This is a genomic window from Nannocystis sp. RBIL2, from assembly GCF_026626745.1.
GTDB lineage: Bacteria > Myxococcota_A > Polyangia > Nannocystales > Nannocystaceae > Nannocystis.
In genome coordinates, this window is the sequence record NZ_JAPNJW010000002.1 from 4,986,895 (window position 1) to 5,010,782 (window position 23,888).

Sequence of the window (23,888 nt, forward strand, 5' to 3'; positions counted from 1 at the left end):
TCCACTTCCTTTTTTAAAAGGGAAGCGACCGCGGTCAGTGAGCGTGGTCGTCGCTCGAATACCGCGGGTTCATCGCCAGCAGCAGCGCCGTCTGCTCCTCGGCCGCTTGCGTGTGACCCAGCGCGGCGTGGGCCTTCGCGGCCACGTCGTGCAGCCGGGGCGTGCGATACGGCGAGCCGAGCGCCTGCTCCGCGAGCACCAGCGCCTCGGCCGGCTGACCCGTCTGCAGATACGCCTGCGCCAGGGCCACCTGTGCGTCGCCGCCCGGGCGCGCCGCGTGGTTGGCCTGCGCCAGCTCGAGCGCCCGCGCCGCCGGTCCGAATTGCAGGTAGTGCTGCAGCGCGTGACCCATGGCCGACTCCGGGAAGCGCGCCAGCTGCTCCTCCCAGCGCGCGGCCGCTCGCGCGATCAGCTCCTCGGCCCGCTGTGATTCGCCCGTGTGGCGATACAGGCCCGCGAGCGCGTCCATGTGCTGCGGCAGATCTGCGGTGCGGACCAGCGCTTCGTAGATCTCGATCGCCCGCGCGTGATCGTCGCGACGGTTGTGGATCTCCGCGATGTGCTCCTGCACCAGCCACCAGCCGGACAGCTCGCTGTCGGCCTCCTGCAGGTGCTTCAGCGCGAGCCGCAGATCGCCGCGCTCCATCGCCACCACGCCGAGCTGCAGCTTCATCCACGCCCTGCGGCGCGGATCGTTGGGGCCGGTGGCCTGCAGCGCTGCTTCCAACAGCGCCTCGGCCTGGGCCGGGTCGCCGGTCTTCGCGTGATAGAGCGCGAGCTCGGCGGTCGCTGCCACCGGCGAGGCCGCGGCGACCGCGGTGAGCTCCGCGAACGCGGCCTCGTACTGCCCGCGCTGCACGGCGATCTCCGCGCGCAGCACTCGCGCGCTGGTCTGCTCGTCGCGTCGCGGCACCGCGCGGCGGTCCATCATGTCGAGGTACTTCTCGGCCTCGCCGAGGCGGTGAATCGCGAAGTTGAAGCGCGCGGCCACCAGCAGCGGGCCGCTGCCCGCGGGCGCCATCGAGAACGCGTCGTCCAGGACCGCCTCGACGCGGGCGAAGTCGTGGATCTGGTTCGTCAGCCCCGCGCGCTCGAGCAGCGCCGAGCCGAGGTGCATCCGCGTCAGCCAGTCGCTGGAGCGACCGTCCGCGCGCTTCTGCAGACCGTCGATACGGCGATCGAGCTCGTCGAGCAGCGCCGCATAGCTCGGACCTGCGGTCGCGGCCCGCGCCTCGGGCGCGACGATCGACGGCGCAGACGTCTCGCCGCGGAAGAAGAAGTGCGACACGAGGGCCGAGACACCGAACGCGAGGACGGCCGAGACGAGGATCGTTTTGCGGTCCATGACTGTCGCTGCGAGGCCTCGATGGCGGCTCCCCGGAGGTTGGCACGACCGGGGAGCCGTCGGCAAACGCCGCCTACAGGTGCGGCGGCGCCAGGAACGGGAACTCCGCCTTGAACGGCACGTCGTTCTCCGGCGGGTTCAGCGGCAGGTCGGCGAACAGCGTCAGCGGCTGATCGGGGCCGAGCTTGAGCAGCACGGCCGCGAGCGTGATGTCGACGACCGGGTCGGTGAGCGCGCGGCCGTTCGGGTAGCCGGTCGGCTTGCTCGGATCGTACTTGATCGTGTCGGGCACGATGACCGGCCCCGCCTGGTCGACCGTCTCCTGCACGGTCGCGGGCACGAGGTTCAGCATCATCAGGTCGTCGTCGAACGCGTCGTGGAAGAACGTGATGCTCGCGCCGATCTCGGGCAGCCACATGCCCGCGGCGTCCTCGACCGGGTTGCTGGCGTTGTAGTCGTCGCGGATCGAGATGTCCGAGCCCATGTTGAAGCCCAGACCCTGCGCCGCGGCGATGCCCGCCGTCCCGGCCTCGACCGCGCCGTGGCGGTCGATCTGCGTGTACGCGTCGAACGGCTCGGTCGGGAACACGAAGCCGTCGTCACCGCCGGTGTCGGTCGTGCCGTTGGTGGTCGTCGGCGACGTGGTGGTCGTCGGCGCCGTCGTCGTCGTCGTCGTCGCCGTCTCGTCCTCCGTCGTCACCGTGCCCGTCGGCCCCGTGGTGTCGGTGGTCGACGCGGTGGTGTCGGTCGTCTCGTTGGTGGTCGTCGTGGCGTCGGTGTCGGTGCTGCCCTTGTCGTCGCCGCACGCCGGCGCGAAGAGCAGCGCCGTCGCGAGAACTGCGTGGATGGTCACGTAAGTCTTCATGGTGGCCTCCTACTCCTTCCTCGCGGAGGTCGCCCACACCTGGATCGGGTTCCCGCCGGTGAGCACGTCCGTGTCGATCTCGATCGCCGCCGCGGTCACGTTTAACCCGGCGAGGAAGTCGCGCTTGCTGTCGAAGCTCACCGCCGCGGTGTCGAGCCCCTCGAGGTAGCCCTGCGCGTCGAAGAAGAACGGGTCGTCGGCGTGGCCCGTCCACACGCGCGCGAACTGTCCGGCGTCGAAGGTAGACTCCACCGGTCCGACCGCCGGCACGTCCGTGCCGGGGATGCCCGTCCACTGGATGCCGATCTCGTCCTTCGCGTTGGTCCCGTAGCGCCAGTAGAACGTCAGGTCCGCCACGTTGTCGCCGTCGTTGTCGACCTTGATGGCGTACAAGGCGTTGCCGTCGTACAGCGCCGAGTCGTCCGGCTGCGGGCGGCTGTCGTTGAAGCCGGCCCAACAGACGATGATCGTGGTCTTGTTGGCGCCGCTCTCGAACACGTAGACATCGGTGATGTCCTGCGCGGCGTCCATCTTCACGAGCGGAGACTCGTCGTGGTCGGACGCGCGGACGTTCGACGCCCACCAGTTCCCCCCGCAGATCGCAGCAGCCGCCACGATCACCAGCCCAGATTTCGCTCTCAAGTTCTTGTACATCGAGCCTCCTCGTCCGGTCGGGCCCGCCAGAGCCGCGACCGTCGTCAAGTCGAAAGCATCCTACTCCTCCGCGGGTGCTTTGGATCTGCGGCCGACACGGCGAACACGAAATTCTCTCGGGCGACGACGCGCCTCCGCTCATTCGCGCGACGCGGGCGGCGAAATCGGCCGCGCTCGCGCCGGGTACGCCCCACCTCGGCCGATGAGGGCCAACAGGGCCGTACGAACAGGACGACCGATCGGATCGGCAGCAGGCTCGACAAATTTTTTGCCGGGACTCACCGACCGAATACGAGCATTCGACCGCACATTCATAAACCTTGCGAAGCGCAAGCGCGCGGCCGACGGGCCGGTTCGGAGCGTGTAACTTCCGCGGCGCCGTTACGATATCCTCGCGGACCACACCTGCGAAGGATGCTCCTGATGCGTAAGGCAGCTTGGATTCTCATCTCCCCGCTGATTCTCGGCCTCGTCGCCTGCGGCGACAACGGGAACACGACCACCGAGTCCACCACCGACGGCACGTCGCAAGCCACCACCGACGCGACGACGGACACGACGACGGACGGCACCACGACGACCACCACCGGGACGGATACCGAGAATCCGACGACCGGGCCGGACACGACGACGACGACGTCCCCGACGACGCCGACCTCGACGACCGACGACACCACGACGACGACCGACACGACCACCACCGGCGGCGAGGTCACCTGCGAGGCGTACTGCGGGATCTACCTCGACGCGTGCACCGACTTCGCCGAGTACGACAACATGCAGGCCTGCCTCGACCAGTGCGGCCAGTGGCCCGTCGGCACGCCCGCCGACACCGCCGGCGACACGCTCGGCTGCCGCCTCTACCACGTGACGGTCGCCAGCACCGTCGACGCCAACGAGCACTGCCCGCATGCCAGCCCGAACGGCGCCGGCGTGTGCGTCGACGCGGGCGCGCCCAGCTGCGACGACTACTGCACCGACTACTTCGCCAACTGCACCGCCGACCTCAACATGTACAACGACGAGGCCGACTGCCTCGATCAGTGCGGCCACTGGTACCCGGGCACCAGCGCCGACGTCGACGGCGACACCGTCGGCTGCCGCCTGTACCACGCAGGAGTCGCGGCGACCGACGACGAGCTGCACTGCCCGCACGCGGGCCCCGGCGGCGCCGGCGTGTGCGTCATCCAGTGACGATCGCCGCGCGGGCCCGCCCGCGCGCCTGGGACGAATGACGCGAGCGCGACGACGAGGTCGTCGCGCTCGTGTGCTTTTTTACGGGGCCCCTCGGCCTCACCGCAATGTCGGGTGTGGGCAATCGACTGCGAGGTCGGCTCCCTGCAGCTCGACGCCCGCCGCGCTCGGCGCGCTCCGCGACGGGACCCGACTCGCGCGACCAGGGCGATGCGGCCGACCACAGCGCGAGCTCCCGGTCTGCGCCGCGTGCTCCCGGCCGCTGTAGCTCGGGCACTGCGGCGAGGATCACGACCTTTCCGCGGTCCACGGCGAGGAATGTCGGCACGGCCCAGCGTCTGCAGCAGCCGACGTCGGTGCCATCGGCGATCCCTTAATAATAGGACCCGCTCGTCGCCACCCAGCTGGGCACCCACGACAGCGAGCACAGCAACGAGCTTGCCTCGGTCGGTCGTGACGCGGATCGTTTGCCAAGATTTTCCCGGCAGAGGCGTCGCGGCGTCGGCGTCGGCCGACGCGCACTGCCACGCATGTCGCCCTCGGCTTCCTCCTCGCCAGTCCGCGTGAGCGCGGCGACACGCGGAACGCCTGCGCGTGGCGCAGCCGCGCCTCGGCTCCCGTGGTCATCGCGGCGTGGCCTTCGTCGTCCGCGGGGGGACGCGCTCGGCCCCGTTCGTCGCCCGCTCATCGAGTCGTCCGCTCGCAGCGGCCCCGGAACTGCCGGACCGCCTCGTATGGCGAACATCTCGGCCCGCGCTCGACTGCGCGCATGAACCTTCGGTCAGGTACGAAATCACCCGCGGGGCGATCGCCTCCAGACGGCGTTCGGCCTACCATCTGCACATGCGCCGCAGCTTATCCCTGGGTCTCCACGTCCTCGTCTGCGCCTGCGCCGCTGCGCCCGCCGCCACCACCGAGGGCGGCACGACGACCGGCACGACCTCGCTCCCCGCCACCACCGAGATGACCACCGGCCCCGGCACCACCGAGTCATCGACCTCGACCTCGACCGCGGGTCTGCCCACCACCTCGACCACCGCGAGCCCGACCGGCACGAGCACCACCGGGGGAGCCAAGTTCGACCTGGGGGCGATGCCCGACATCAACGACACCGGCCCGGTCGACGAGAGCACCTGCGAGCTCGCGGCGATGAACCTGACCAGCGCCGGCTGCCTGTTCGCGCCGACAGTCGGCGACAGCGGCACCGATCTGCCGTGGGCCGTCGTCGCCGCCAACACCAGCGGCAACGTCGACGCCAACGTCACCCTCTACGGCGCAGCCGGCGAGGTGATCGAGGCCGCAGCGGTCGCGCCCAAGCAGCTTCACACCTTCATCCTCCCGGCCCTCTCGGCCGCGCTGACGCAGCACGCCATGCCGGTGCAGACCGGCGTCCTCAAGCAGGTCCTGCGGCTCGAGAGCGACGTGCCGGTGGTCGCCTATCAGTTCAGCCCGTATTCGTCGTCGCAGGTGGCGACCGCCGACGCCTCGCTGCTGCTCCCGGCGCACGCGTGGGGCCAGGACTACCTGGTGCCCAGCTATCACAACAGCGACTTCTCGGCCAGCTGGGTCAGCATCGTCAGCATGGTCGACGGAAACGAGGTGACCGTGGAGATGCCGACCGGGATGCAGGGTGGTACGGAGGCCGGCGGCGGCGTCCCGGGCCTCGCCGGCGGCGGCAGCAGCACGCACACCGTCGACGCCCAGCAGGCGCTGCGGATCGTCTCGCCGAGCGGCAGCGTCGCCGACTTCACCGGCATGCGCGTCAGCAGCACCGCCCCCGTCGCCGTCATGACCGGCTCGCCGGCGATGAGCCTGCCCGGCCCCGGCATGAACTATTACAAGGACTACCTCGAGGAGCAGGTCCCGCCGCGCACGGCTTGGGGCAAGGACTACGCGGTCGTCAAGTTCCGCCCGCGCAGCGACGAGCCCGACCTCTACCGCTTCATCGCCGACAAGGACGGCACCGTCCTCACCTTCACCGGCGACCACCAGGACGAGGTCACGCTCGACGAGGGCCAGTTCCACGAGCTCCTCACCGCCGCGTCGTTCCGCGTCGAGGGCACCGAGGCGTTCATGGTCGCCCACTACATGCTGAGCCAGGACCAATCACACGGGCCCAAGGACGACGCCGAGTACCCCGGCGCCTTCATCTCCAAGAATTGCGACATCCCCTCGCAGGACACCACCGAGCTCGGCGACCCCGCGATCACCTTCATCCCGCCGACCGCCCAGCACCGCAGCAGCTACACCTTCCTGACCCCCGAGACCTACGGCTGGGACATGCTCACCGTGGTCGCCCCCGAGGCCGGCTGGAACACGATCGAGCTCGACGGCACAGCGTTGCCCTCGCCGACCCCGCTCGGCGTCGGCGACCTCGCCTACGCGCGCTTCCTGATCCCCGACGGCCCGCACGACATCCGCAGCCAGTCGGTCAAGTTCGGCATCGAGGTCTATGGTTACGATTGCCGGATCAGCTACGCCTACCCCGGAGGCCTCAGCCTCGGCGAGATCAACCAACCACCGGGGTGACGCGACCCTTCGCTTCGTCGGCGAGCGACACTCCGGCGCCGAGAAACCGGTATCCAACAGGCGAACCAGCCGCGGGTCCGCTCGCGCTCCACGGCGCGCGAGCGCGGCAGACTCATGCCTCCGCGTGCAATCGCTCGTGGTGCCGCGATAGAGTCGCAGCGATGATTCGCGACATCCTCACGCTCCGGGCGCGCCTGCGGGTCGCCTCCGTCTCGCTGCTCACCGCGGCAGGCTGCGCGTCGCCCGGCACCTCCGAGGTTGTCCCCACGCCGAAGGCCGTCGAGCCGGTCGCGGTCGACAAGCCCACGACGAGCCCCCAGCCGCCGTCCGACCCGCCGGACCCGCCATCCCCTCCGATCGCAGAGCCACCCATTTCACAATACCCGCGACCGACCTGCCCGTCCGGCACCTGGTCGGGCACCCTCGAAGAGGCCCAAAAGCGCACCGCGGACCTGACGAAGTCGCTCGATTGCCCCGCCGCGATCCACGGCATCGTCGACCCCGAGCGAAAGTCCGCGGAGGCCCCGCCCGGCGCGCGCGCACACCTCGACGAGGCCGCCACGAAGGCCCTCGGCGCCGGTCATTGCAGCTACACCGCCGAGCTCGTCCGCCTCGCCTGCGACACGTTCGTCGAGGGCTGCGTCGGCGAGACGATCGCCGCGCTGGTGGCCACGCGCGCGGCCCGGCGCTGCACCGATCCGTCCGTCACCGCCGGGCTCGCCAGGATCGCCGACGACGAGGCCGAACACGCCGCCCTCGCGTGGGCCACAGTCGCCTGGGCAGTCACGCAAGGCGGCGAGACCGTGCGGTCGGCCGTTCGCGCCCTCGCGCGCGACATGCACGCCGCGGCCATGCGCGCCGAACCGCCCGCGCCCGCTCCGTCGACCGCTTTGCTGGCCCATCACGGCCGCCTCGACGCCGCGGCCCACCACGCTTGCCTCGTCGACGCCTGGCAGCACCTGATCGCCGACGCCGTCGCGGAGCTCTGCGGCGATTCGCACCCCGCGAGTGACCGCGCGCAGGCGTGACCGCGAGGCGCTGCCTCGACCGCGGAGGCCCACGCATCGCACGGCCTCTCGCCCGCGACCTGCGCGGCCAGCCCGCGAGAGGCCGGACCGCGCGTGTTCGCCACGCACGGCCTCTCGCGTGACCGCCACCCACGGCCGCTCGCGCGCGGATGCGCCGGCGCTAGACTGCGAATCATGGTCCCGCCCGCCCTCAGTCCGCGCTGGCTCCTCGTCCTCCTCGTCACCGCGGCGCTGTGGACCGGCCTGGCGATGCTCGCCGCCTATCTCAACACCGGCCAGGGCCCGACGCTCGAGACCCTGCGCGGAGCGGCGCTGTCGCTGTCGCTCATCGCCGCGGTGCCGGTCGTGTTCGGCTTTCTCGGCGCCCGCCTCGGCTTCCTGCTGGCGCAGGTCGGACTGCTCCTCGGCTACGTGCTGCTGATCCGCGCCTTCGCCGGACCCAACACCGGCGGCTTCGAAGACCTGGCGGCCGTCGCCACGTTCCTGATGCTCGGCGCGATCGGCCTCGGCGTGGGCACCGTGATCGACATCATTCGCTGGTTCGTCCGCAAGCGGCGGTCTGTCGGCTGAGGCGACGGGCGCCGCGCCGTACCCTGCGGTGAGCGCTGGCACCTATCGCTGCGAGGATGCGCCGAGCTAGCGCACGTGGCGGTGCGGATCGGTGAAGGAGGGTCGGACTGCTCCGCGCGCGCGACCGCGGGCGAGCCGCGGGCCTCCGCTCCCACCTCGCGCGCTCCGCTATCGCTCCGGCAGGAACGGCGACAGCCACGCCGCATAGTACGCCAGCACCTCGCGCCCGACGAACCACGGCTCCTTGAGCAATCGCCGGCTCATCGTCGCCGGCACCGTGTAGGCCAGCACACCCGCGCGCTCGAACAGCAGCTTGACCCGCGGCTGGTGATAATAATGGCTGACCGCCAGCACCCGTCGCACCCCGCGCTGCTGCAACCATTCGGCAGTCTGCTCGACCGTCGCCGCGGTGTCGACTCCCAGCTCGTCGAGCACGATCGCCGAGGCCGGCACCCCCGCCGCGATCGCCCGGGCCTTCATCGCCTGCGGCTCCGAGACCCCGTGGTCCTCGTCGATCGCCCCGCTCATGATCAAGCTCGGCGCCAGCCCCCGGTGGTACAGCCGGATGCCCTCGTCGACGCGGTCGGCCAGCGCCAGCGACGGCGTCCCGTCGCTGTAGACCCGCGCCCCGAACACCACGATCGCGTCGGCCTCGCGGGCGTAGCGGGTCGGGCCGAACGTCAGCATCAGCAGCAGCGGCAGCGCGCACGCCACCCCCGCCGCCGTCGCCAGGCTGCGCGCCACCTGTCCCGAAGACCATACCCTCGCTGGCCCCGACCGCGCCGCCGTGACCGCCAGCGCCAGCGACAGCGCCAGCACCAGCACCGAGCTCGGGAACGGCAGCGGCGTGGCGATCCGCCCGCCCAGCAGCAGCGCGAAGTAGACCGCGGTGTCCCACGCCGCCGCCAGCGCGACCGCCAGCAGGCACACCACTGCCAGCACCCGCGCCCACCCCCGGCGCAGAGGCCCCAGCCCGCGGGCGATCAGAGTCGCCGACAACATGGCCTTGAAGACAGATGAACCTGTCCCCTCGGGCAGGCTGATCCACGCCCCCGTGACGTCGAAGCGCGGCCCCGCGATCGCGGCGCCGAGCACGTTGAGGGCCACGAACACCCCCAACGCCAGCGCCGTGTCCGGCAGCCACGCGCGGGCGCGAGCGCGGGGGCCGTCCTGGGCGTCGGAGCGCATCGTCACCCCCTACCACGCGCCGGCGCGCGCCGACATTCCCGGCGGCCGGCGATCGGGTGGAACACCTCGTCTGCGCCGGCCGGCTGCGCGCGGGCCGAGGTCGAGCAAAACGACGAAACCTCCATGCTCCTTGGGACATGTCTCCTCGAACATCCCCAAGTGAAGCGCTCGCTAGCGTGCGCGACCTCGCCGCGCGCTCCAGCGCCCCGAGATTCGCCGCCCCGACGGCGATATCTGCTTTACGAGCGCGAGGGGGAGCCCCTACGCTGCCGCCATGACGCATCGCCTGTGTATGAACGCGTGTACCTCGGCAGCCCTCGCGGCCTCGCTCCTCGCTGCGTGCGGCGACAACGGAGGCGGCTCCGCGACCAACGTCGCGACGATGTCTGCGGGGACGACCACGGCGACGACCGACCCGGGGACCACCGCTGCCAGCAACACCGACACGCCGACGACCACCCCGCCGACCGAGGGGACCGGGACGCAGGGCATGACGGAGACGGGCACCACGCAGGGTCCGACCTCGACCGGTCCGGGCACCACCGACACCCCGGTGACGAGCACGACCGGCCCCGACACCACCACCACCGGCCCGGGCACCACCACCGTCGACACCACGACCACGCAGGGCACCACCACCGTCGACACCACCACGACCACCGGCGACTCGACCACCGGTGAAGACCCCTTCTTCGGCGAGATCCCCGAGACCTGTGAGCAGGCCGAGCTGTCGAAGAGCACCGTCGGTTGCGCCTTCTACGCCCTCGACATGGACTCGCACGACTCCGCCGAGACCGGCCAGTTCGCGGTCGCGGTCGCCAACGTGCAGAAGGACCAGCAGGCCACGATCACCATCGAGCGCAAGCAGGGCGGCGTGTGGAACATGATCGCCGGCCCGACCCCGATCAACGCGCTCGGGCTGCAGACCTTCAACCTGCCCGATCAGCACACCGACGACAGCCAGCTCGCGCCCGGCTTCGCCTACCGCGTCAAGTCGACGGTGCCGGTGATCGCCTACCAGTTCAACCCCGTCGACGGCTCCGCCTCGTACCTGTCGGACGCCTCGATGCTGTACCCCGTCACCGGCCTCGACTCGATCAACCACGTGATCGCGTGGACGTCGATGATGGACAACACCAACACCTTCCAGCACAGCTACGCCAGCGCGGTCGCGGTGATGGACAACACCAAGATCAAGGTCACGCCGAGCACCACCACCGCCGCGGGCTCGGGCGTGCCCGCCGGTCAGCCGGGCGTGCCGTTCGAGATCACCCTCAACGAGGGCGACGTGCTCAGCGTCGCGGTGCAGAGCCTCGGCACCTCGATGACCGGCACGATCTTCGAGAGCGCCAAGGAGACCCCGTTCATGCTGTTCGCCGGGCAGGAGTGCGCCCTCATCCCGGCCAACGTCTGCTGCTGCGACCACATGGAGGAGCAGATCAGCGGCGTGCGCCTGTGGGGCAAGCACTTCATCGGCGCGCGCACGGCCGTGCGCAGCGTCAACGCGCCCGAGCCGTCGCTGTGGCAGATCTACGGCGCCGAGGACGGCACCACCGTCACCCTCAACGCCGACGCCCAGATCACCGGCCTCCCGCCCAACCCGATCATCCTCGACAAGGGCGAGGTGGTCGAGTTCTACGCCGGCGGCCCCATGGCCGAGCCGGGTGACTTCGAGATCACCGCCGACAAGCCGATCGGCGTGATGAACTACATGACCGGCGCCGAGAACCTGCCGGACCAGTTCTTCAGCATCGGCGACCCCGCGGCCGTGCAGATCCCCTCGGTCGAGCAGTTCCTGCCGCGCTACGTCATCCTCGTGCCCGCGACGTGGATCAACGACGTCGGCGTGTTCACCCGCGAGGCCGGCGCCACCGTCACCATCGACGGCGTCCCGATCCCCGACTCCCAGTGGAACCCGGTCGCCGACAGCGACTACGAGGTCGCCCGCGTCCCGCTCGGCGACGGCGTCCACGTCCTCGAGGGCGGCGAAGTCCCGTTCAGCGTCATCGTCGTCGGCTGGGACCAGCACGACAGCTACTCGTACCTCGGCGGCACCGGCACCAAGATCGTCAACCCGACGCCGATGTGATTCTTTTATAAGAATATACATGTCCTGAAGGGCATGCCCCTGTGGGCATGCCCTTTCGTACATGTTCTTTCAATCATCCGCCGGACAGGCGGCCCAGCCACGGCTGGTAGTTGCCGCCGTCCTCGCCGAGGAAGCTGCCGCTGACGACCACCGCGCCGCTGCTGGTGAACGCCGCGGTGTTGCCGTCGCCCCAGCTGAACGGCCCGCCGAACTCGTGCTCGAAGCTCCACAGCAGCGCGCCATCGGGCCCGAGCAGCCCCACCCACAGGTCACGCCGCTGGCCCCACTCGTTGTCGGGCTGCGGCGGCTTGTCGGCGCCGCCGGCCAGCACCAGCGCGCCGTCGCAGCGGACCGCGCCGCCGAAGGCGATGTCGTCCTGGCTCTCGATCGCCAGCGGCTGGGTCCACGCGATCGCCCCGTCGCCGGTGAACTTGCGCGCAGAGAAGCCCAGGCCCGGATCGGCGTCGAACGAGGCCGTCAGGAACGCGGCGCCGTCGTCCGCGGCGAACACCGAGCCCGGCTTGTCTTCGCTCTCGAGGTCGACCGACCAGAGCGGCGCGCCGCTGGCGTCGAAGCGGCCGACCCACAGGCGGTCGGGGAGCTCGGCGCGGGCGGCGATCGCCGTCGAGCCGTCGGCGCCGACGTCGAGGCGGACCCGGAAGTCGAGGGTCTCCGGCGCCGCGAGCGTGGTCTCGGCCTTCACGTTGCCGAACCGATCGAGCCGCACGTGGGAAAACGGCTGATCGAACGCCCACTCGACCACGGTGATCGCCTCGCCGTCGGCCGCCAGCTTGCCTTCCGGGTCGTACGAGCCCCACGGCTCGACCGGCGGGCGCTCGTGCTCCCAGCGCCACAGCTTGGCGCCGTCGGGCGCGTAGCGCAGCACCACCAGGCGCGCGTCGGTGGTGCCCATCGTCTCGGCCTGGACCGAGAGGATCACCTCGCGCACCAGCACGTGGACGAACCCCTCCGGGTCGACCGCGACATCGAGCGCGACGTCGTCGAGGCCGTGGGCGCCGGCGTAGACATCGGTCCACTTTACGCCGCCCGCGGCGTCGCGCAGCTCGACCACCGCGTCGCCCGCGGCCGTGCCGCCGGCGATCGCCACCGAGTCGTCGGGCCCGGCCGCCAGCCACGGCACGAAGCCCGGGAGCATCGCCGCCGACTGCGACCACTCGAGCGCGCCGCCGCCCTCGCCGGGCGCGCACGCCGGCGCGTCACCGGTCTCGACGTCGCCGCTCGAGCTGGTCGGCGCGCTGCTGCTGCCGGTCTCGGAGCTGCTGCCGCTCGTGCTGCCGTCGTCGGTCTCGGACTCGCCGCCCCCGCCGCCGCAGGCGACCAGGACGGACAACAAGGGGATGACTGCGATCTTCGCCGCCGTCATGACCGGGCCCTCCGCCGCCGCGCGGCCAGCACGAGGAGCAGCGCCAGCGCCGGCGCGCCGACGGCATCCTGTCCCAAAGAGCAGCCGGACTTGCGCTGGTGCTCGCCGTCGTGGCCCTCCGAGTCCGAGCTGGAATCACTCGATCCGCCGGGCTGCTCGCCCGTGGTCTCGCCGCCGCTCGAGTCGTCGCCCGTCGAGTCGCCCGGGCCCGTGCTCGTGCCCGCGTCGGGCCAGTCGCTGGTGCTCTCCTGCGGCTTGCACACGCCCTCGTGGGCGATCGCCACGCCCGCGCAGGTCTCGGCGTAGCAGGCGTTGCCGTAGCTGTTGCCGTCCACGCCACAGACCGGCTCGTACTCCCCGCCGCAGCCGCAGTAGGCCGGCTGGATCCGCGCGCACTCCTCTGCCGTCAGGCCGCTCTGGGCGATCCACCCCGAGAGGGCCGGGTGGGTCATGTCGAGCAGGCGGGCGTTGTTCTCGCGCTCGGCGATCTCGCCGGCCACGTCGGCGAAGCCCGAGTCGATGACGAGGTGACCGACCGCGCACGCGACCCCGCCCTCGTCGATGAAGAACGGCACGCGCTCGCCGATGAACTCGGGGTTGTGCGGGAACAGACCGGCCAGGCGATAGGCGTGCAGGCGGTCGAGGTTGCGCGCGCGCTCGGCCTGCAGCGCCGGCGGCAGGTGCGACGTGTCGCGCGCCCGCAGCTCCGTCTCGACCGCCTCGAGGTGTCTCTGGATACGGGCCTGGTCGGCTTCGACCTGGCCCGTGACTTCAAGTGCCAAAAAAATCAATCCAAGCATTGCGCATAGCGAAGCACTCAGGGGCGGTCGCGTCAAGGCGCCGGCGCGCCGGCGCCCGCGAGCGCAACCTCGGTGGCCCGCAGCAGCGGCTCGGCGGCCACCGGCGCATCAGCCACTCGGGTCGGCCACCGCTCGGAAGTCCGCGCCCCGAGCGAGGCCATGCGCTCGAACTCCGGGCCGAGCTCGCCCGACAAACTTGACGCCGACGTGCCCGCTATATCCCGACCATCAATTGACCATGCCCGAATGAACATGGCTTATCGGACATGCTCATAAAAACATGCCTGATAGGCAATGTCCTTCGCAGCATGACCCTTCGGGCATGCCATGGCGCTCAGCCCCCGCACAGCCGGCCCAGCCACGGCTGCGACTTGCCGCCCTCCCCGTCGAAGCTCCCGCTGACGACCACCGCCCCGCTCGACGTGAACGCCGCGGTGTTGCCGTCGCCCCAGCTGTGCGGCGGGCCGAACTCGTGCTCGAAGGTCCACAGCAGCGCGCCCTCGGCCGCCATCATCCCCGCCCACAGATCCATGCGCTGGCCGGATTGCTTGTTGCCGCCGAGCAGCAGCAGGGCGCCGTCCGGGCGGATCGCGCCGCCGAAGCGGATGCCCTGCAGGCTCGCGTCGGGCAACGGCTGGGTCCACGCGACCGACCCGTCGCCGGAGAACTTGCGCACCGACAGCACGCCCGGGTTCTCGTTCAGCGACCCGAGCACGTAGGCCGCTCCGTCCTCGCCGACGAGCACGGAGTCCGGGTGGGAGTCCTCGTCCTCGAAGTCGAGCGACCAGCTCGACGCGCCCTGGTCGTCGAAGCGGCCGACCCACAGCCGGTCGGGGTCCCCGACGCGGGCGGCGATCACCACCGAACCGTCGGGACCGAGGTCGTAGCGCGAGTTGTAGTGGAGCCACGCCGGCACCGCCAGGGTCGTCTCGCCCAGGACGTTGCCGAACGCGTCGAGGCGCACGTGCTCGAACGGGCCGTCGAAGGCGTGCTCGACCACGAAGATCGCCTGGCCGTCGACCGCCAGCTTGCCCCCCGGCGAATACGAGGTCCACGGCGCGGCCGGCGGGCGCTCGTGCTCCCAGCGCCACACGTGGGCGCCGTCGGGCGCGTAGCGGAGCACCACCAGGCGGCCGTCGTACGTGCCCATCTGCTCGCCTTCGACGGCGAGGATCGACTCGGCCACCAGCACGTGGATGAACCCGGCCGGGTCGACCGCCACGTCGACCGCCCGGTCCTGGAGGCCGTTGACGCCGGCGTAGAGGTCGCTCCACAGCGTCGCGCCCTGGGCGTCGCGCAGCTCGACGAACGCGTCGCCGTCGTCGCCCACGCCCGTCTGGCCGGCGAGCACCACCGAATCGTCGGCCCCGCCGGCGAGAGCCGGCATGAAGCCGGGCAGCTGCGCCTCGCTCTGCGACCACACGAGCACGCCTCCGCCGTCGCCCGGCTCGCACGTGGGCGCCGGCAGATCGCCCGTGCTCGCCTCGCCCGTGCTCCCCGCGCTCGCCTCGCCCGTGCTCGCCTCACCCGTGCTTGCGTCGACCGTGCTTTCCTCGCCCGTGCTCGCGGCGCCCGTGCTCGCCTCGCCCGAAGGATCGCTCGTGGTACCGGAGTCGCTGCTGCCGCTCTCGGTCTCGGCCTCGCCGCTCGTGCCCGTCGTCGGCGGTTCGTCGGTGGGTTCGTCGGTCTCGCTGCTCGTGCTCGTGGCGCCCGACCCCGAGCCGCCGCTCGGGTCGCCGCAGGCGAGCACGAGCGACAGCAGGGGCAACGCCGCGATCTTCGGCGTCGTCATGCCCGAACCCTCCGGCGCCGCGCGACCAGCACGAGCGACAACGCCAGCGCCGGCGCGCCCGACGAATCCTGTCCCAAAGAACATCCGCTCCGGCGCTCGTCCTCGCCGCCCGACCCGCTCGAGCTGCCGGGCTCCTCGCCCGCGGTCGTCTCGCTCGACGTGGGCGCGCTCGACGTCGTCCCACTCGTCGCCTCGCTCCCCGTCGTCTCGCTCGACGTCGTCTCACTTCCAGTCGTCTCACTCGACGTCGTCCCGCTCGCGGTCGTCTCACTCGACGTCGTCCCGCTCGTCGTCTCACTCGACGTCGTCTCGCTCGTCGTCTCACTCGACGTCGTCTCGCTGTCCGTCGCCTCGCTCGTCCCGCTCGACGTCGTCTCGCCGCCCGTCGTCTCGTCCTGGCCGGTGCCCGTGCCCGGCTCCGGCCAGCCGCTGCTGCTGCCCTCGCCCTTGCACACGCCTTCGTGGGCGATCGCCACGCCCGCGCAGGTCTCCGCGTAGCAGGCGTTGGCGTAGCTCACCCCGTCGACGCCGCACACCGGCGTGAACTCCGGGCCGCAGTCGCAGTATTCCGGCTGGATCCGCGCGCACTCCTCCGCGGTCAGGCCGCTCTGGGCGATCCACCCCGACAGCGCAGGGTGGGTCATGTCGAGCAGGCGGGCGTTGTTCTCCCGCTCGGCGATCTCGGCGGCCACCTCGGCGAAACCTGACTCGATGACCAGGTGACCCACCGCGCACGCGACCCCGTCCTCGTCGATGAAGAACGGCACGCGTTCGCCGATGAACTCCGAGTTGTGCGGGAACAGCCCGGCCACGCGATAGACGTGCAGGCGATCGAGGTTGCGCGCGCGCTCGGCCTGCAGCGCCGGCGGCAGGTGCGACGTGTCGCGCGCCCGCAGCTCCGTCTCCACCGCCTCGAGGTGTTGCTGGATCCGCCAGCGGTCGGCGTCGACCTGGCCCACGACCTCGACCGTCCAAAAAATCAACCCAAACATCGCGCCCAGCGAAGCACCCCGGCGCGGGCGCGTCAAGGCGCGGGCGCGCCGGCGCCCGCGAGCGCCGCCTCGGTGGCCCGCAGCAGCGGCTCGGCGGCGACCGGAGCACCGGTGGCTCGCGTCATCCACAGGTCGGGCGTCAGCGCCCCGAGCGAGGCCATGCGCTCGAACTCCGGGCCGAGCTTGCCGGCCTTGGCGATGTGCTCCTCGATCTGGAACGCGATCAGGTGGCCGAGCGGGTAGTCGGACAGGTACAGCGGATACGAGATCATGTGGCTATAGATGCCGAGCAGCGGCGTGCCCGGGCTGCCGAGCACCGGCGCGTAATAGCGGTCCCAGATGTCCTGTGCGATCTTCACCACCGCCTCGCGCAGCTCGGCCGGGGTCGCCTCGGGGTGGTCGTACATCCAGTGCCACGCGGCGACATCGACCAGGGCGACGCCGGCGATCTCGAAGGTCGCCCAGAAGTCGGCCAGCACCCGCTCGCGCTCGCTCGCCGGGTCGGGCTTGCCGACGCCGAGCAGCTCGAGGTCGCGGGCCTGGAACACGAACGCGAGCGCCTCGGTGAACGCGTTGTTGGGCACGCCGGCGAGCAGCGTGTGGTCGACCGAGTACAGCGAGAACACCTGCTCGACGTTGTGGCCGAGCTCGTGGACGGCGATGTTGTAGCCCTTGTAGTCCATGCCGCCTGTGCCCACGCGCGTGCGCAGGTGCGGGAAGTCGCCGCGTCGCAGCGACTGCAGCGCGTGCCCGGCCCCGCGCGACGGGTCGACGAGGATGTGCTCGGCGAGGAACTTGGCCTTCGGCGCCGCGAAGCCGAGGCCCTGGAGCAGCCGCGGCATGTCGCGGGCGAACGCCTCCGGCGTCGGGTAGCGGGCCTTCGTGCGCTTGTCGAGCTCCGCCTCGGAGTGGGCCGCGTTGCCGCGGAAGCCGGCGTACCACAGGTCCTGCGGCCCGAGCTCGCGGCCGAGGCGCTGCTTCATCAGCGCCGCGGTGCGGGCCACCAGCGGCGACGTCAGCACCTGCTCGAGCAGCGCCTTGACGCGGGCCTCCGGCAGCTCGCGGCCGAGCTCGAAGCTGCGGGCGATCGCGGTCGGGGCGATCGGCACGTACTTGTCCTCTTGCCGGGCCGCGTGGAAGTTGGCGAGCAGCTTGCGGTAGCGGACATCGTCCTCGCGCGCGCCGTCGAGTGCGACCGGGCGCGGCGGCGCGTCGGCCTCGACCTCGCTCGCCGGCGCGGCGCTCACCGCGTTGGTGAACGGGTCCCAGTCGACGTGCGGGTTGTCGATCACCGCCGCGGGGATCGTCTGGGTCACGATCCGCTCCATCACCTTGACGATCATCTGCTGCTTCTTCAGCCCGTCGGGATCGGCGTAGCGGCCCTTGAGCTCGTCGCGCAGGTTCCAGTGGCTGATCAGGCGCAGGCCGGACGGGAACGGGCGCGCACCTGTCTCATCGACCAGGTGGTGCATCCAGACGTTGTACTGCGCGATGTAAAGGTCGGCGTCGGCGGTCACGCGGGTCACCGCCTGGCGCACCTCGGCCGGCACGCGGCGGCCGAAGCGAGCGCCCAGGCGGACCTCGGCCCACTCCTGGCGGCTGTACTTCGGGCCATGTTCGCTGCGCTCGGCCAGAGTCGTCAGCGGGAAGTTGAGCAGGACCACGAAGCCGACCTTGGCCTGGAACAGGTCCTCGGTGACGTGGGCGAACGGATCGTAGGTGGCGAGCAGCGGGTCGACCCCCAGCATCGGGCCGGTGTCGACCTCCGTCGCGCGCCGGACCTCGCGGCCGACCTCGTGGGTGTGGCCGTCGATCTGCTCGAACACCGACTCGAAGCGGGCGAACGTGGCCGCCAGGGCGACCGGGTCGCTGATGAAGTGCTCGCGCACGAAGGCCGCCAGGTCGCCGTCCTCCGGGCGCCACAGCGCCGCCACCTGCGCCAGCCCACGCTCGATGCGGGCGCGGTGGCCCTCGCCGTGCTGGCGCAACAACTCGGTCGTCAGTCCCGTGAGGTCGGGCGGGGTCATCGGCGGGTCCTCCGGCGTCGGGGAGATCGCGTCGGGCACGGGCGTCGGCGCGGCGGTCGTCGGGGCGGCGGTCGTCGCCTCCGCCTTGGGCGGCGGAGGACCCGCCGCGGGGCCGCGGTCGCACGCGAGCGCGAGCACGAACGGGACCAGGGACCGAAGATTGCAGCGACGAAAGCGGACGGGCGCGGACACGACCGGACGAGTGTACCCGGACCGACGCGTCTCGATCCTGTCCGAAGAGACAGATCTGCAGCGAATCGGCCGGCGAGCTCGACCGTGACGAGCGCAGGAGAGGCCGCTGCCGGGCGATCGACGGCCACGAGCGCCGAGGCTCCGCAGACCGGCTGGGCTACCGACTTACGGGGCGCCGCGAGGCGGGCTCAGACGACCACGTCGACCAGGGCGCTGGCCTTGGGGTGGCGGCCGGAGGCCTGCAGCTTGGCGGTGACGCGGTAGCGGCGGTGGGTGGCGGAGGGCTCGAGGTCGGCGGGCAGGGGCAGCACGACCGGCACCTGCAGGCGCTCGCCGGGGCCGAGGGAGCGGCCGAGGGGGATCGTCACGGCGGCGGCCTCGCGCCAGAAGTCGAAGTCCCCGTGCCTGGGGTTGTCGTAGATGAGGCGCTCCTCATCGAGGCGGAGGAGCACCCCCTCCAGATTCACATCATGCTCGCCGCCGACCAGCTCGAGGGTGCCGTGGAGGTCCTCGCCGGCGCGAACAGCGGCCTGGAGGTCACGCAGGGCGATCCCTTCCCCGTTGCTGACGATCGCGTGCTTGATCCGTTCGATAAAACCCATGGCTGCGAGTGGTTTTGTAGCACCGTATGATGCATCCTTCATCTGAACCTATCTTCGCGTATTTATTATCGGTGGACTCTTCTCCTGATTCTTGCCATCACATCGCCGTCGCCGCCGATTAAGCCAGCTTCATCCTCGATGCCGCCCTTGACTCCAGACAAGCAGCCCTGGCACGCGCACCTGGCCGCCGACATTCCGGCCTCGCTCGTCGTCTTCCTCGTCGCTCTGCCGCTGTGCCTGGGCATCGCCCTGGCGTCCGGAGCGCCACTGCTCTCGGGGCTGTTCGCGGGGTTCGTCGGCGGCCTCGTCGTCGGCGCCTTGAGCGGCTCGCCGCTCAGCGTCAGCGGTCCGGCCGCCGGCCTCACCGTCGTGGTCGCCGCCGGCATCGCCGAGCTCGGCGCCTACCCGGCCTTCATCCTCGCGGTCGTGCTCGCGGGGGTGATGCAGCTCGGCTTCGGCCTGCTGCGGGCCGGCGCGGTGGCCCACTTCGTCCCGGTCGCGGTGGTCCACGGCATGCTCGCGGCGATCGGCTGCATCCTCGTGCTCAAGCAGGTCCCGCACGCGCTCGGCTACGACCTCGACTTCGAGGGCGACGAGAGCTTCGTCGGCCAGGGCGGCGGCAACACCTTCACCGACATCATCGCCGCGGTGCAGCACGCCGACCTCGGCGCCTTCATCATCTTCGCCGCGGCGCTGATCGCCCTGCTGGCGTGGCAGAAGGTCGGCAAGAAGATGGTCGGCTCGTGGATGCCGCCGGCGCTGGTGGCGGTGGTCGTCGGCGCGGCTACCAACGAGCTGTTCCGGCGCTACGCCCCGGGCCTGCACCTCAGCGAGAACACCCACCTGGTCGCCATCCCCGACCTCAGCGGCCTGTACGGCATCCTGTTCGCGCTGCCGTTCCCCGACTTCTCGCGCCTCGGCGACCCGGCGGTGTGGCGGGTCGCCGCCACCATCGCGGTCATCGCCAGCGTCGAGTCGCTGCTGTCGGTCGGCGCCTCCGACAAGCTCGACCCGTTCCACCGCATCACCCCGACCGACCGCGAGCTCAAGGCCCAGGGCGCCGGCAACATCGTCTCGGGCCTGCTCGGCGGCCTGCCGATCACCGCCGTCATCGTCCGCTCGTCGGCCAACATCGACGCCGGCGCGCGCACGCGGATGTCGGCGATCCTCCACGGCGTGCTGCTCCTGCTCAGCGTGCTGGTGCTGGCGCCGATCCTCAACCACATCCCGCTGTCGGCGCTGGCCGCGGTGCTGATCGTCATGGGCCTGCGGCTGGCCAGCGTGCGCGTGTTCCACGAGCAGTACCAGCGCGGCAAGGGCCAGTTCGTGCCGTTCCTCGTCACCCTGGCGGCGATCTTGCTCACCGACCTGCTGGTCGGCGTGGCCATCGGCGTCGGCGTCGGCATCTTCTACGTCATCCGCAGCAACTTCAAGTCGGCGATCGTGGTCAACCACGAGGACCACGAGTACCTGATCCGGTTCGCCAAGGACGTCTCGTTCCTCAACAAGCCGGCGCTGCTGCGCGCCTTCTCGACGATCCCGAGCGGCGCCACGGTGCTGATCGACGGCACCCGGGCCCAGTTCATCGACCCCGACATCGTCGACGCGATCGACGACTTCCTGCTGTCGGCCAAGGCCCGCAACATCACGGTGGAGCTGCGCCGCAGCGCCACCAGCCTCAACATCCACTTCAAGCAAGAGGCCGCCGCATGAACCCCGCCCGCCGCCTGCTCCTCGCCAACAAGTCGTGGGCGCAGGAGCGACGCGCCATCGACCCCGAGTTCTTCCAGCGCCTTGCCGCCGGCCAGCAGCCCGAGTTCTTGTGGATCTCCTGCTCCGACAGCCGGGTCCCCGAGACCCAGCTGACCGTCACCGACGCCGGCGAGCTGTTCGTCCACCGCAACGTCGCCAACCTCGTCCGCGCCGACGACACCAACGTCCTGTGCGTGATCCAGTACGCGATCGAGGCGCTCAAGGTGCACCACGTGATCGTCTGCGGTCACTACGGCTGCGGCGGCGTCAAGGCGGCCATGAACGGCGCCCCGCCCGGGCGCCTCAGCCACTGGCTGGCGCCCGTCGCGGAGATCTACCAGCAGCACCGCCAGCAGCTCGACCTGCTGACCGAGGACGAGCGCTGGGCCAAGCTGGTCGAGCTCAACACGGTCGAACAGGTCCACCGCCTGGCCGAGACCGACGTCATCCGCAACGCCTGGGCCAACGGCGAGTACCCCTACCTGCACGCGTGGGTCTACTCGCTACCTGACGGCCTGATCCAGCCGCTGCTGACGCTGAGCCCCAAGGGCCCGCAGAAGCTGCTGTGAATGCGGATGTCCCGCAGGACATGCTCCATACGGCATGTCCTGCGAGACATCTCCCGTCGCGGCCTCAGAAGCGCACGAGCAGGCCGTCGCGGGTCACGGAGATCCGCCCGCTCACGCGCGGCTTACGGACGCCGAGCACGAACATCGTGATCCCGGCGGCGAGCAGCGGGAGCGCGACCAGGTGGCCGATCGCGGTGCTGCGGGCCGCGTCATCTTTCGCCGTCTCGTACTCGGCCTGCGACGCGAACTCCAGCTTGCCTTGACGGATCGCGGACAGCTTCGCCAGGTGGGCGCTGCCGAACACGAACATCCCCAGGCCGGCCGCGATCGGGGCCAGGCTGGCGAACGCGAAGTTGCGGTAGCGCCGCTCCCGGTGCTCCTGCCACGCAGTGCGTCGCTCGATCTGCGCCCGGTCGAGCTCGTGGATCCGCTCCCGCAGGAAGCGATCGGTCCCCTTCACGTGCTTCAGCGCCGCCGCGGCCGCCTCGCGTCCGTGCGTGGCGCCGACCGCCTCGTGTTGCAGCCGCGCCAGCGCGTCCGGGTCGACCAGCGGCGGCGGCGGCTTCGTTCGCGGCGTCGCGCTCACGCCCGACATCACCGGGTCCCACGGGTCCGCCAGTCCGTCGGCGCGCAGCTGCTGCGCCAGGTAGTCCTCGGGCTCGACCCGCGGTCGGCACGCGAACCTCCCGTCAGGCGCGCTCAGCACGATCGACCGGAAGTGCGCCGTGCTGTCGCACAGCTCCTGCACCTTCGCCTCGCAGTCGCGCGGCCGCCAGCCGAAGAACCCGCGCAGCTGGACCTGCAGCGCCTCCCCCTTCACCGTAGCGACCAGCCGCCCGCGCGCGTCCGGGTGCTCGGCGTCGAACGCCGCCTCGACCTCGAGCGCGAACTCCCGCCGCAGCTCGACCTGCGCCGCCGCGTGCTCCTGCTTCCTCGCCGCGTGCGCGCGCTTGCGGCAGCCCTCGAGCGCGGCGATCGCCGCGTCGCGCTGCGGCTCGGACGCGAACCGGTGCAGATAATCGTGAAGCTCGACCAGCCGCTCGAACGGCGCCTCGCAGCTCGCGCTCACCGCCTGCGCCTCGACGAGCCGCGCCTGATAGATCGCCAGCTCGGCGTCGCTGCTCGGCTCGCTGCCGGCAGTGACCGCCGCGAGCCGCTCCTTCGCCGCCGACTCGGCCGCCTCCGCGGCGCGCAGCGCCTCCTCTGCCTGCGCCTCCTGCACGGTCGCCGCCCTGGCCTCGACCTCGAGCTCGGCGCGGCGCTGGACCTCCTGGGCCGGCGCCTGCGGCGGTCGCATGTCACAGCCGCTCACTGCGAGCGCCACGAATACACACACCGGCTTCTTCGACATACGAGCGCCGCCCGGCGCTGCGTGGGGCAACCCGCCGCTCGCTCGCCGCATTCCGCCATCCTCGTTGCCGACTGGCGCAAGCGTCTCTCCGAGGCCGACGCGCCTCCTGCGCGGTCTCGCAGCCCCGCCCCTGCCGGTGCGACGGCGCCCGCGAGGCGTGACCGCGAGGCTCTCGGACGCCGCGAGAACGACGATTTGCCGCCGGGCCTTCCGACCCCGCCACGCCGACGACCGGCCCGCGGGCGCGGCCACGCGGGACGCGATATCGTGGGGCGATGTTTGCTTCGCTTACCTCGCTCGTGGTCGCCTCCAGCCTCCTCGTCGTCGCCGCCGGCGAGCCGGCCCCGACCCCCGCCGACGCCACGAGCGCGCCGAGCTACATGCAACCGATCTACGTCGACCCGCCGGCGGGGTACTACGATCCGCCGCCCGGCTACTACGATCCGCCGCCCGCGTACTACGAATCCGACCCGCCCGGCGGCGCCCCCGTTCATAAAGATCCGCCGGCCGCGTATTACGATCCGCCGCCCGGCTGGTACGACCCTCCGCCCGGCTATTACCTCCCGCCCGCCGGCCTGCCCGCGCCGCTGCCGATCCCCGGCGAGCCCGTGGCGTTGGCCGACGACGCCTGGCAAAAGTGGGCCAAGCGCCACGATCAGCTGCGCGGGCGCCAGATCGGCTGGGGCGTCGTGCTCGGCCTCAGCGTCCTCACCCTCGGCATGATCGCCGCGTTCCCCCCGTCCGACTGCCGCGATTGCGGCATCTTCGGCCGCCCCGTCCTGGGCCTCGGCGCCCTCGTCCTCGGCAAGATCTCCCTCGTCTCCAGCATCATCAACGGCGTCGCCCTGGCCCGCCACAACCGCGACCGCCCGACCCCGAACCTGAGCTTCGGCGCCGGCTCCGTCCAGATCAATTTTTAAGACCTTGAATCCTCCTACCGGACATGTCCGATAGGGCATGCCCGT

19 protein-coding genes are annotated in these 23,888 nt (G+C 71.2%); 8 read left to right on the plus strand and 11 right to left on the minus strand.

Annotated elements, in window-relative coordinates; genetic code table 11:
- Window positions 1-34: 34 nt before the first annotated feature.
- The 3 genes from OV090_RS44690 to OV090_RS44700 form a co-directional block, all read right to left on the minus strand.
- On the minus strand, window positions 35-1,345 hold the full coding sequence (locus tag OV090_RS44690; RefSeq protein WP_267711074.1) for a hypothetical protein: 1,311 nt from the start codon (window positions 1,343-1,345) through the stop codon (window positions 35-37).
- Between the two features lie 73 nt (window positions 1,346-1,418).
- Window positions 1,419-2,210 (minus strand): DUF4331 family protein, encoded by a 792-nt coding sequence (locus OV090_RS44695; RefSeq protein WP_267711076.1) that lies wholly within the window; start codon window positions 2,208-2,210, stop codon window positions 1,419-1,421.
- A 9-nt stretch (window positions 2,211-2,219) separates the two neighbouring features.
- Window positions 2,220-2,852 carry a DUF4331 family protein gene (locus tag OV090_RS44700; RefSeq protein ID WP_267711077.1) on the minus strand — a complete coding sequence of 211 codons (633 nt, stop codon included), beginning with the start codon at window positions 2,850-2,852 and terminating at the stop codon, window positions 2,220-2,222.
- Between the two features lie 435 nt (window positions 2,853-3,287).
- On the opposite strand from OV090_RS44700, the gene OV090_RS44705 reads away from it, so the two are divergent.
- From OV090_RS44705 to OV090_RS44720, 4 genes are all read left to right on the plus strand, one after another.
- Window positions 3,288-4,058, plus strand: coding sequence for a hypothetical protein (locus OV090_RS44705; RefSeq protein ID WP_267711078.1), 771 nt, complete (start codon window positions 3,288-3,290; stop codon window positions 4,056-4,058).
- Between the two features lie 843 nt (window positions 4,059-4,901).
- Entirely contained in the window at window positions 4,902-6,587 is a 1,686-nt protein-coding gene (locus OV090_RS44710) for an IgGFc-binding protein (RefSeq protein WP_267711079.1), read from the plus strand.
- A 161-nt stretch (window positions 6,588-6,748) separates the two neighbouring features.
- Entirely contained in the window at window positions 6,749-7,615 is an 867-nt protein-coding gene (locus tag OV090_RS44715; protein ID WP_267711080.1) for a hypothetical protein, read from the plus strand.
- A 174-nt stretch (window positions 7,616-7,789) separates the two neighbouring features.
- Window positions 7,790-8,185 (plus strand): hypothetical protein, encoded by a 396-nt coding sequence (locus OV090_RS44720; RefSeq protein ID WP_267711081.1) that lies wholly within the window; start codon window positions 7,790-7,792, stop codon window positions 8,183-8,185.
- A 168-nt stretch (window positions 8,186-8,353) separates the two neighbouring features.
- Here OV090_RS44720 and OV090_RS44725 read toward each other — a convergent pair whose 3' ends face one another.
- The gene (locus OV090_RS44725; RefSeq protein WP_267711082.1) at window positions 8,354-9,373 is read right to left on the minus strand and encodes a YdcF family protein; all 1,020 of its coding nucleotides are present in this window, start codon (window positions 9,371-9,373) and stop codon (window positions 8,354-8,356) included.
- 274 nt (window positions 9,374-9,647) lie between these two features.
- Between OV090_RS44725 and OV090_RS44730 the strand changes: the two genes are divergently transcribed.
- Window positions 9,648-11,462, plus strand: coding sequence for an IgGFc-binding protein (locus tag OV090_RS44730; RefSeq protein WP_267711083.1), 1,815 nt, complete (start codon window positions 9,648-9,650; stop codon window positions 11,460-11,462).
- Between the two features lie 73 nt (window positions 11,463-11,535).
- On the opposite strand, the gene OV090_RS44735 is transcribed toward OV090_RS44730, so the two are convergent.
- The 6 genes from OV090_RS44735 to OV090_RS44760 all read right to left on the minus strand — a co-directional run bounded on the left by OV090_RS44735 (window position 11,536) and on the right by OV090_RS44760 (window position 19,251).
- Window positions 11,536-12,846 (minus strand): hypothetical protein, encoded by a 1,311-nt coding sequence (locus OV090_RS44735; protein ID WP_267711084.1) that lies wholly within the window; start codon window positions 12,844-12,846, stop codon window positions 11,536-11,538.
- Window positions 12,843-13,628 (minus strand): Kazal-type serine protease inhibitor, encoded by a 786-nt coding sequence (locus tag OV090_RS44740; RefSeq protein WP_267711085.1) that lies wholly within the window; start codon window positions 13,626-13,628, stop codon window positions 12,843-12,845. The genes OV090_RS44735 and OV090_RS44740 overlap by 4 nt, the downstream gene beginning before the upstream one ends.
- A gap of 352 nt (window positions 13,629-13,980) precedes the next feature.
- Entirely contained in the window at window positions 13,981-15,438 is a 1,458-nt protein-coding gene (locus OV090_RS44745) for a hypothetical protein (protein WP_267711086.1), read from the minus strand.
- Window positions 15,435-16,430 (minus strand): Kazal-type serine protease inhibitor, encoded by a 996-nt coding sequence (locus tag OV090_RS44750; RefSeq protein ID WP_267711087.1) that lies wholly within the window; start codon window positions 16,428-16,430, stop codon window positions 15,435-15,437. The genes OV090_RS44745 and OV090_RS44750 overlap by 4 nt, the downstream gene beginning before the upstream one ends.
- 32 nt (window positions 16,431-16,462) lie before the next feature.
- Window positions 16,463-18,457 (minus strand): hypothetical protein, encoded by a 1,995-nt coding sequence (locus OV090_RS44755; RefSeq protein ID WP_267712132.1) that lies wholly within the window; start codon window positions 18,455-18,457, stop codon window positions 16,463-16,465.
- A 380-nt stretch (window positions 18,458-18,837) separates the two neighbouring features.
- Window positions 18,838-19,251: a sporulation protein gene (locus tag OV090_RS44760; protein WP_267711088.1), complete on the minus strand. Its 414-nt coding sequence runs from the start codon at window positions 19,249-19,251 to the stop codon at window positions 18,838-18,840.
- Window positions 19,252-19,398: 147 nt separating this feature from the next.
- On the opposite strand from OV090_RS44760, the gene OV090_RS44765 reads away from it, so the two are divergent.
- Both OV090_RS44765 and OV090_RS44770 read left to right on the plus strand, forming a co-directional pair.
- Entirely contained in the window at window positions 19,399-20,964 is a 1,566-nt protein-coding gene (locus OV090_RS44765; protein WP_267711089.1) for a SulP family inorganic anion transporter, read from the plus strand.
- The gene (locus OV090_RS44770) at window positions 20,961-21,572 is read left to right on the plus strand and encodes a carbonic anhydrase (RefSeq protein WP_267711090.1); all 612 of its coding nucleotides are present in this window, start codon (window positions 20,961-20,963) and stop codon (window positions 21,570-21,572) included. Before OV090_RS44765 ends, OV090_RS44770 begins: the two co-directional genes overlap by 4 nt.
- Window positions 21,573-21,636: 64 nt before the next feature.
- On the opposite strand, the gene OV090_RS44775 is transcribed toward OV090_RS44770, so the two are convergent.
- Window positions 21,637-22,923, minus strand: coding sequence for a hypothetical protein (locus OV090_RS44775; RefSeq protein WP_267711092.1), 1,287 nt, complete (start codon window positions 22,921-22,923; stop codon window positions 21,637-21,639).
- Window positions 22,924-23,198: 275 nt separating this feature from the next.
- On the opposite strand from OV090_RS44775, the gene OV090_RS44780 reads away from it, so the two are divergent.
- Window positions 23,199-23,843, plus strand: coding sequence for a hypothetical protein (locus tag OV090_RS44780; RefSeq protein ID WP_267711093.1), 645 nt, complete (start codon window positions 23,199-23,201; stop codon window positions 23,841-23,843).
- Window positions 23,844-23,888: the final 45 nt, after the last annotated feature.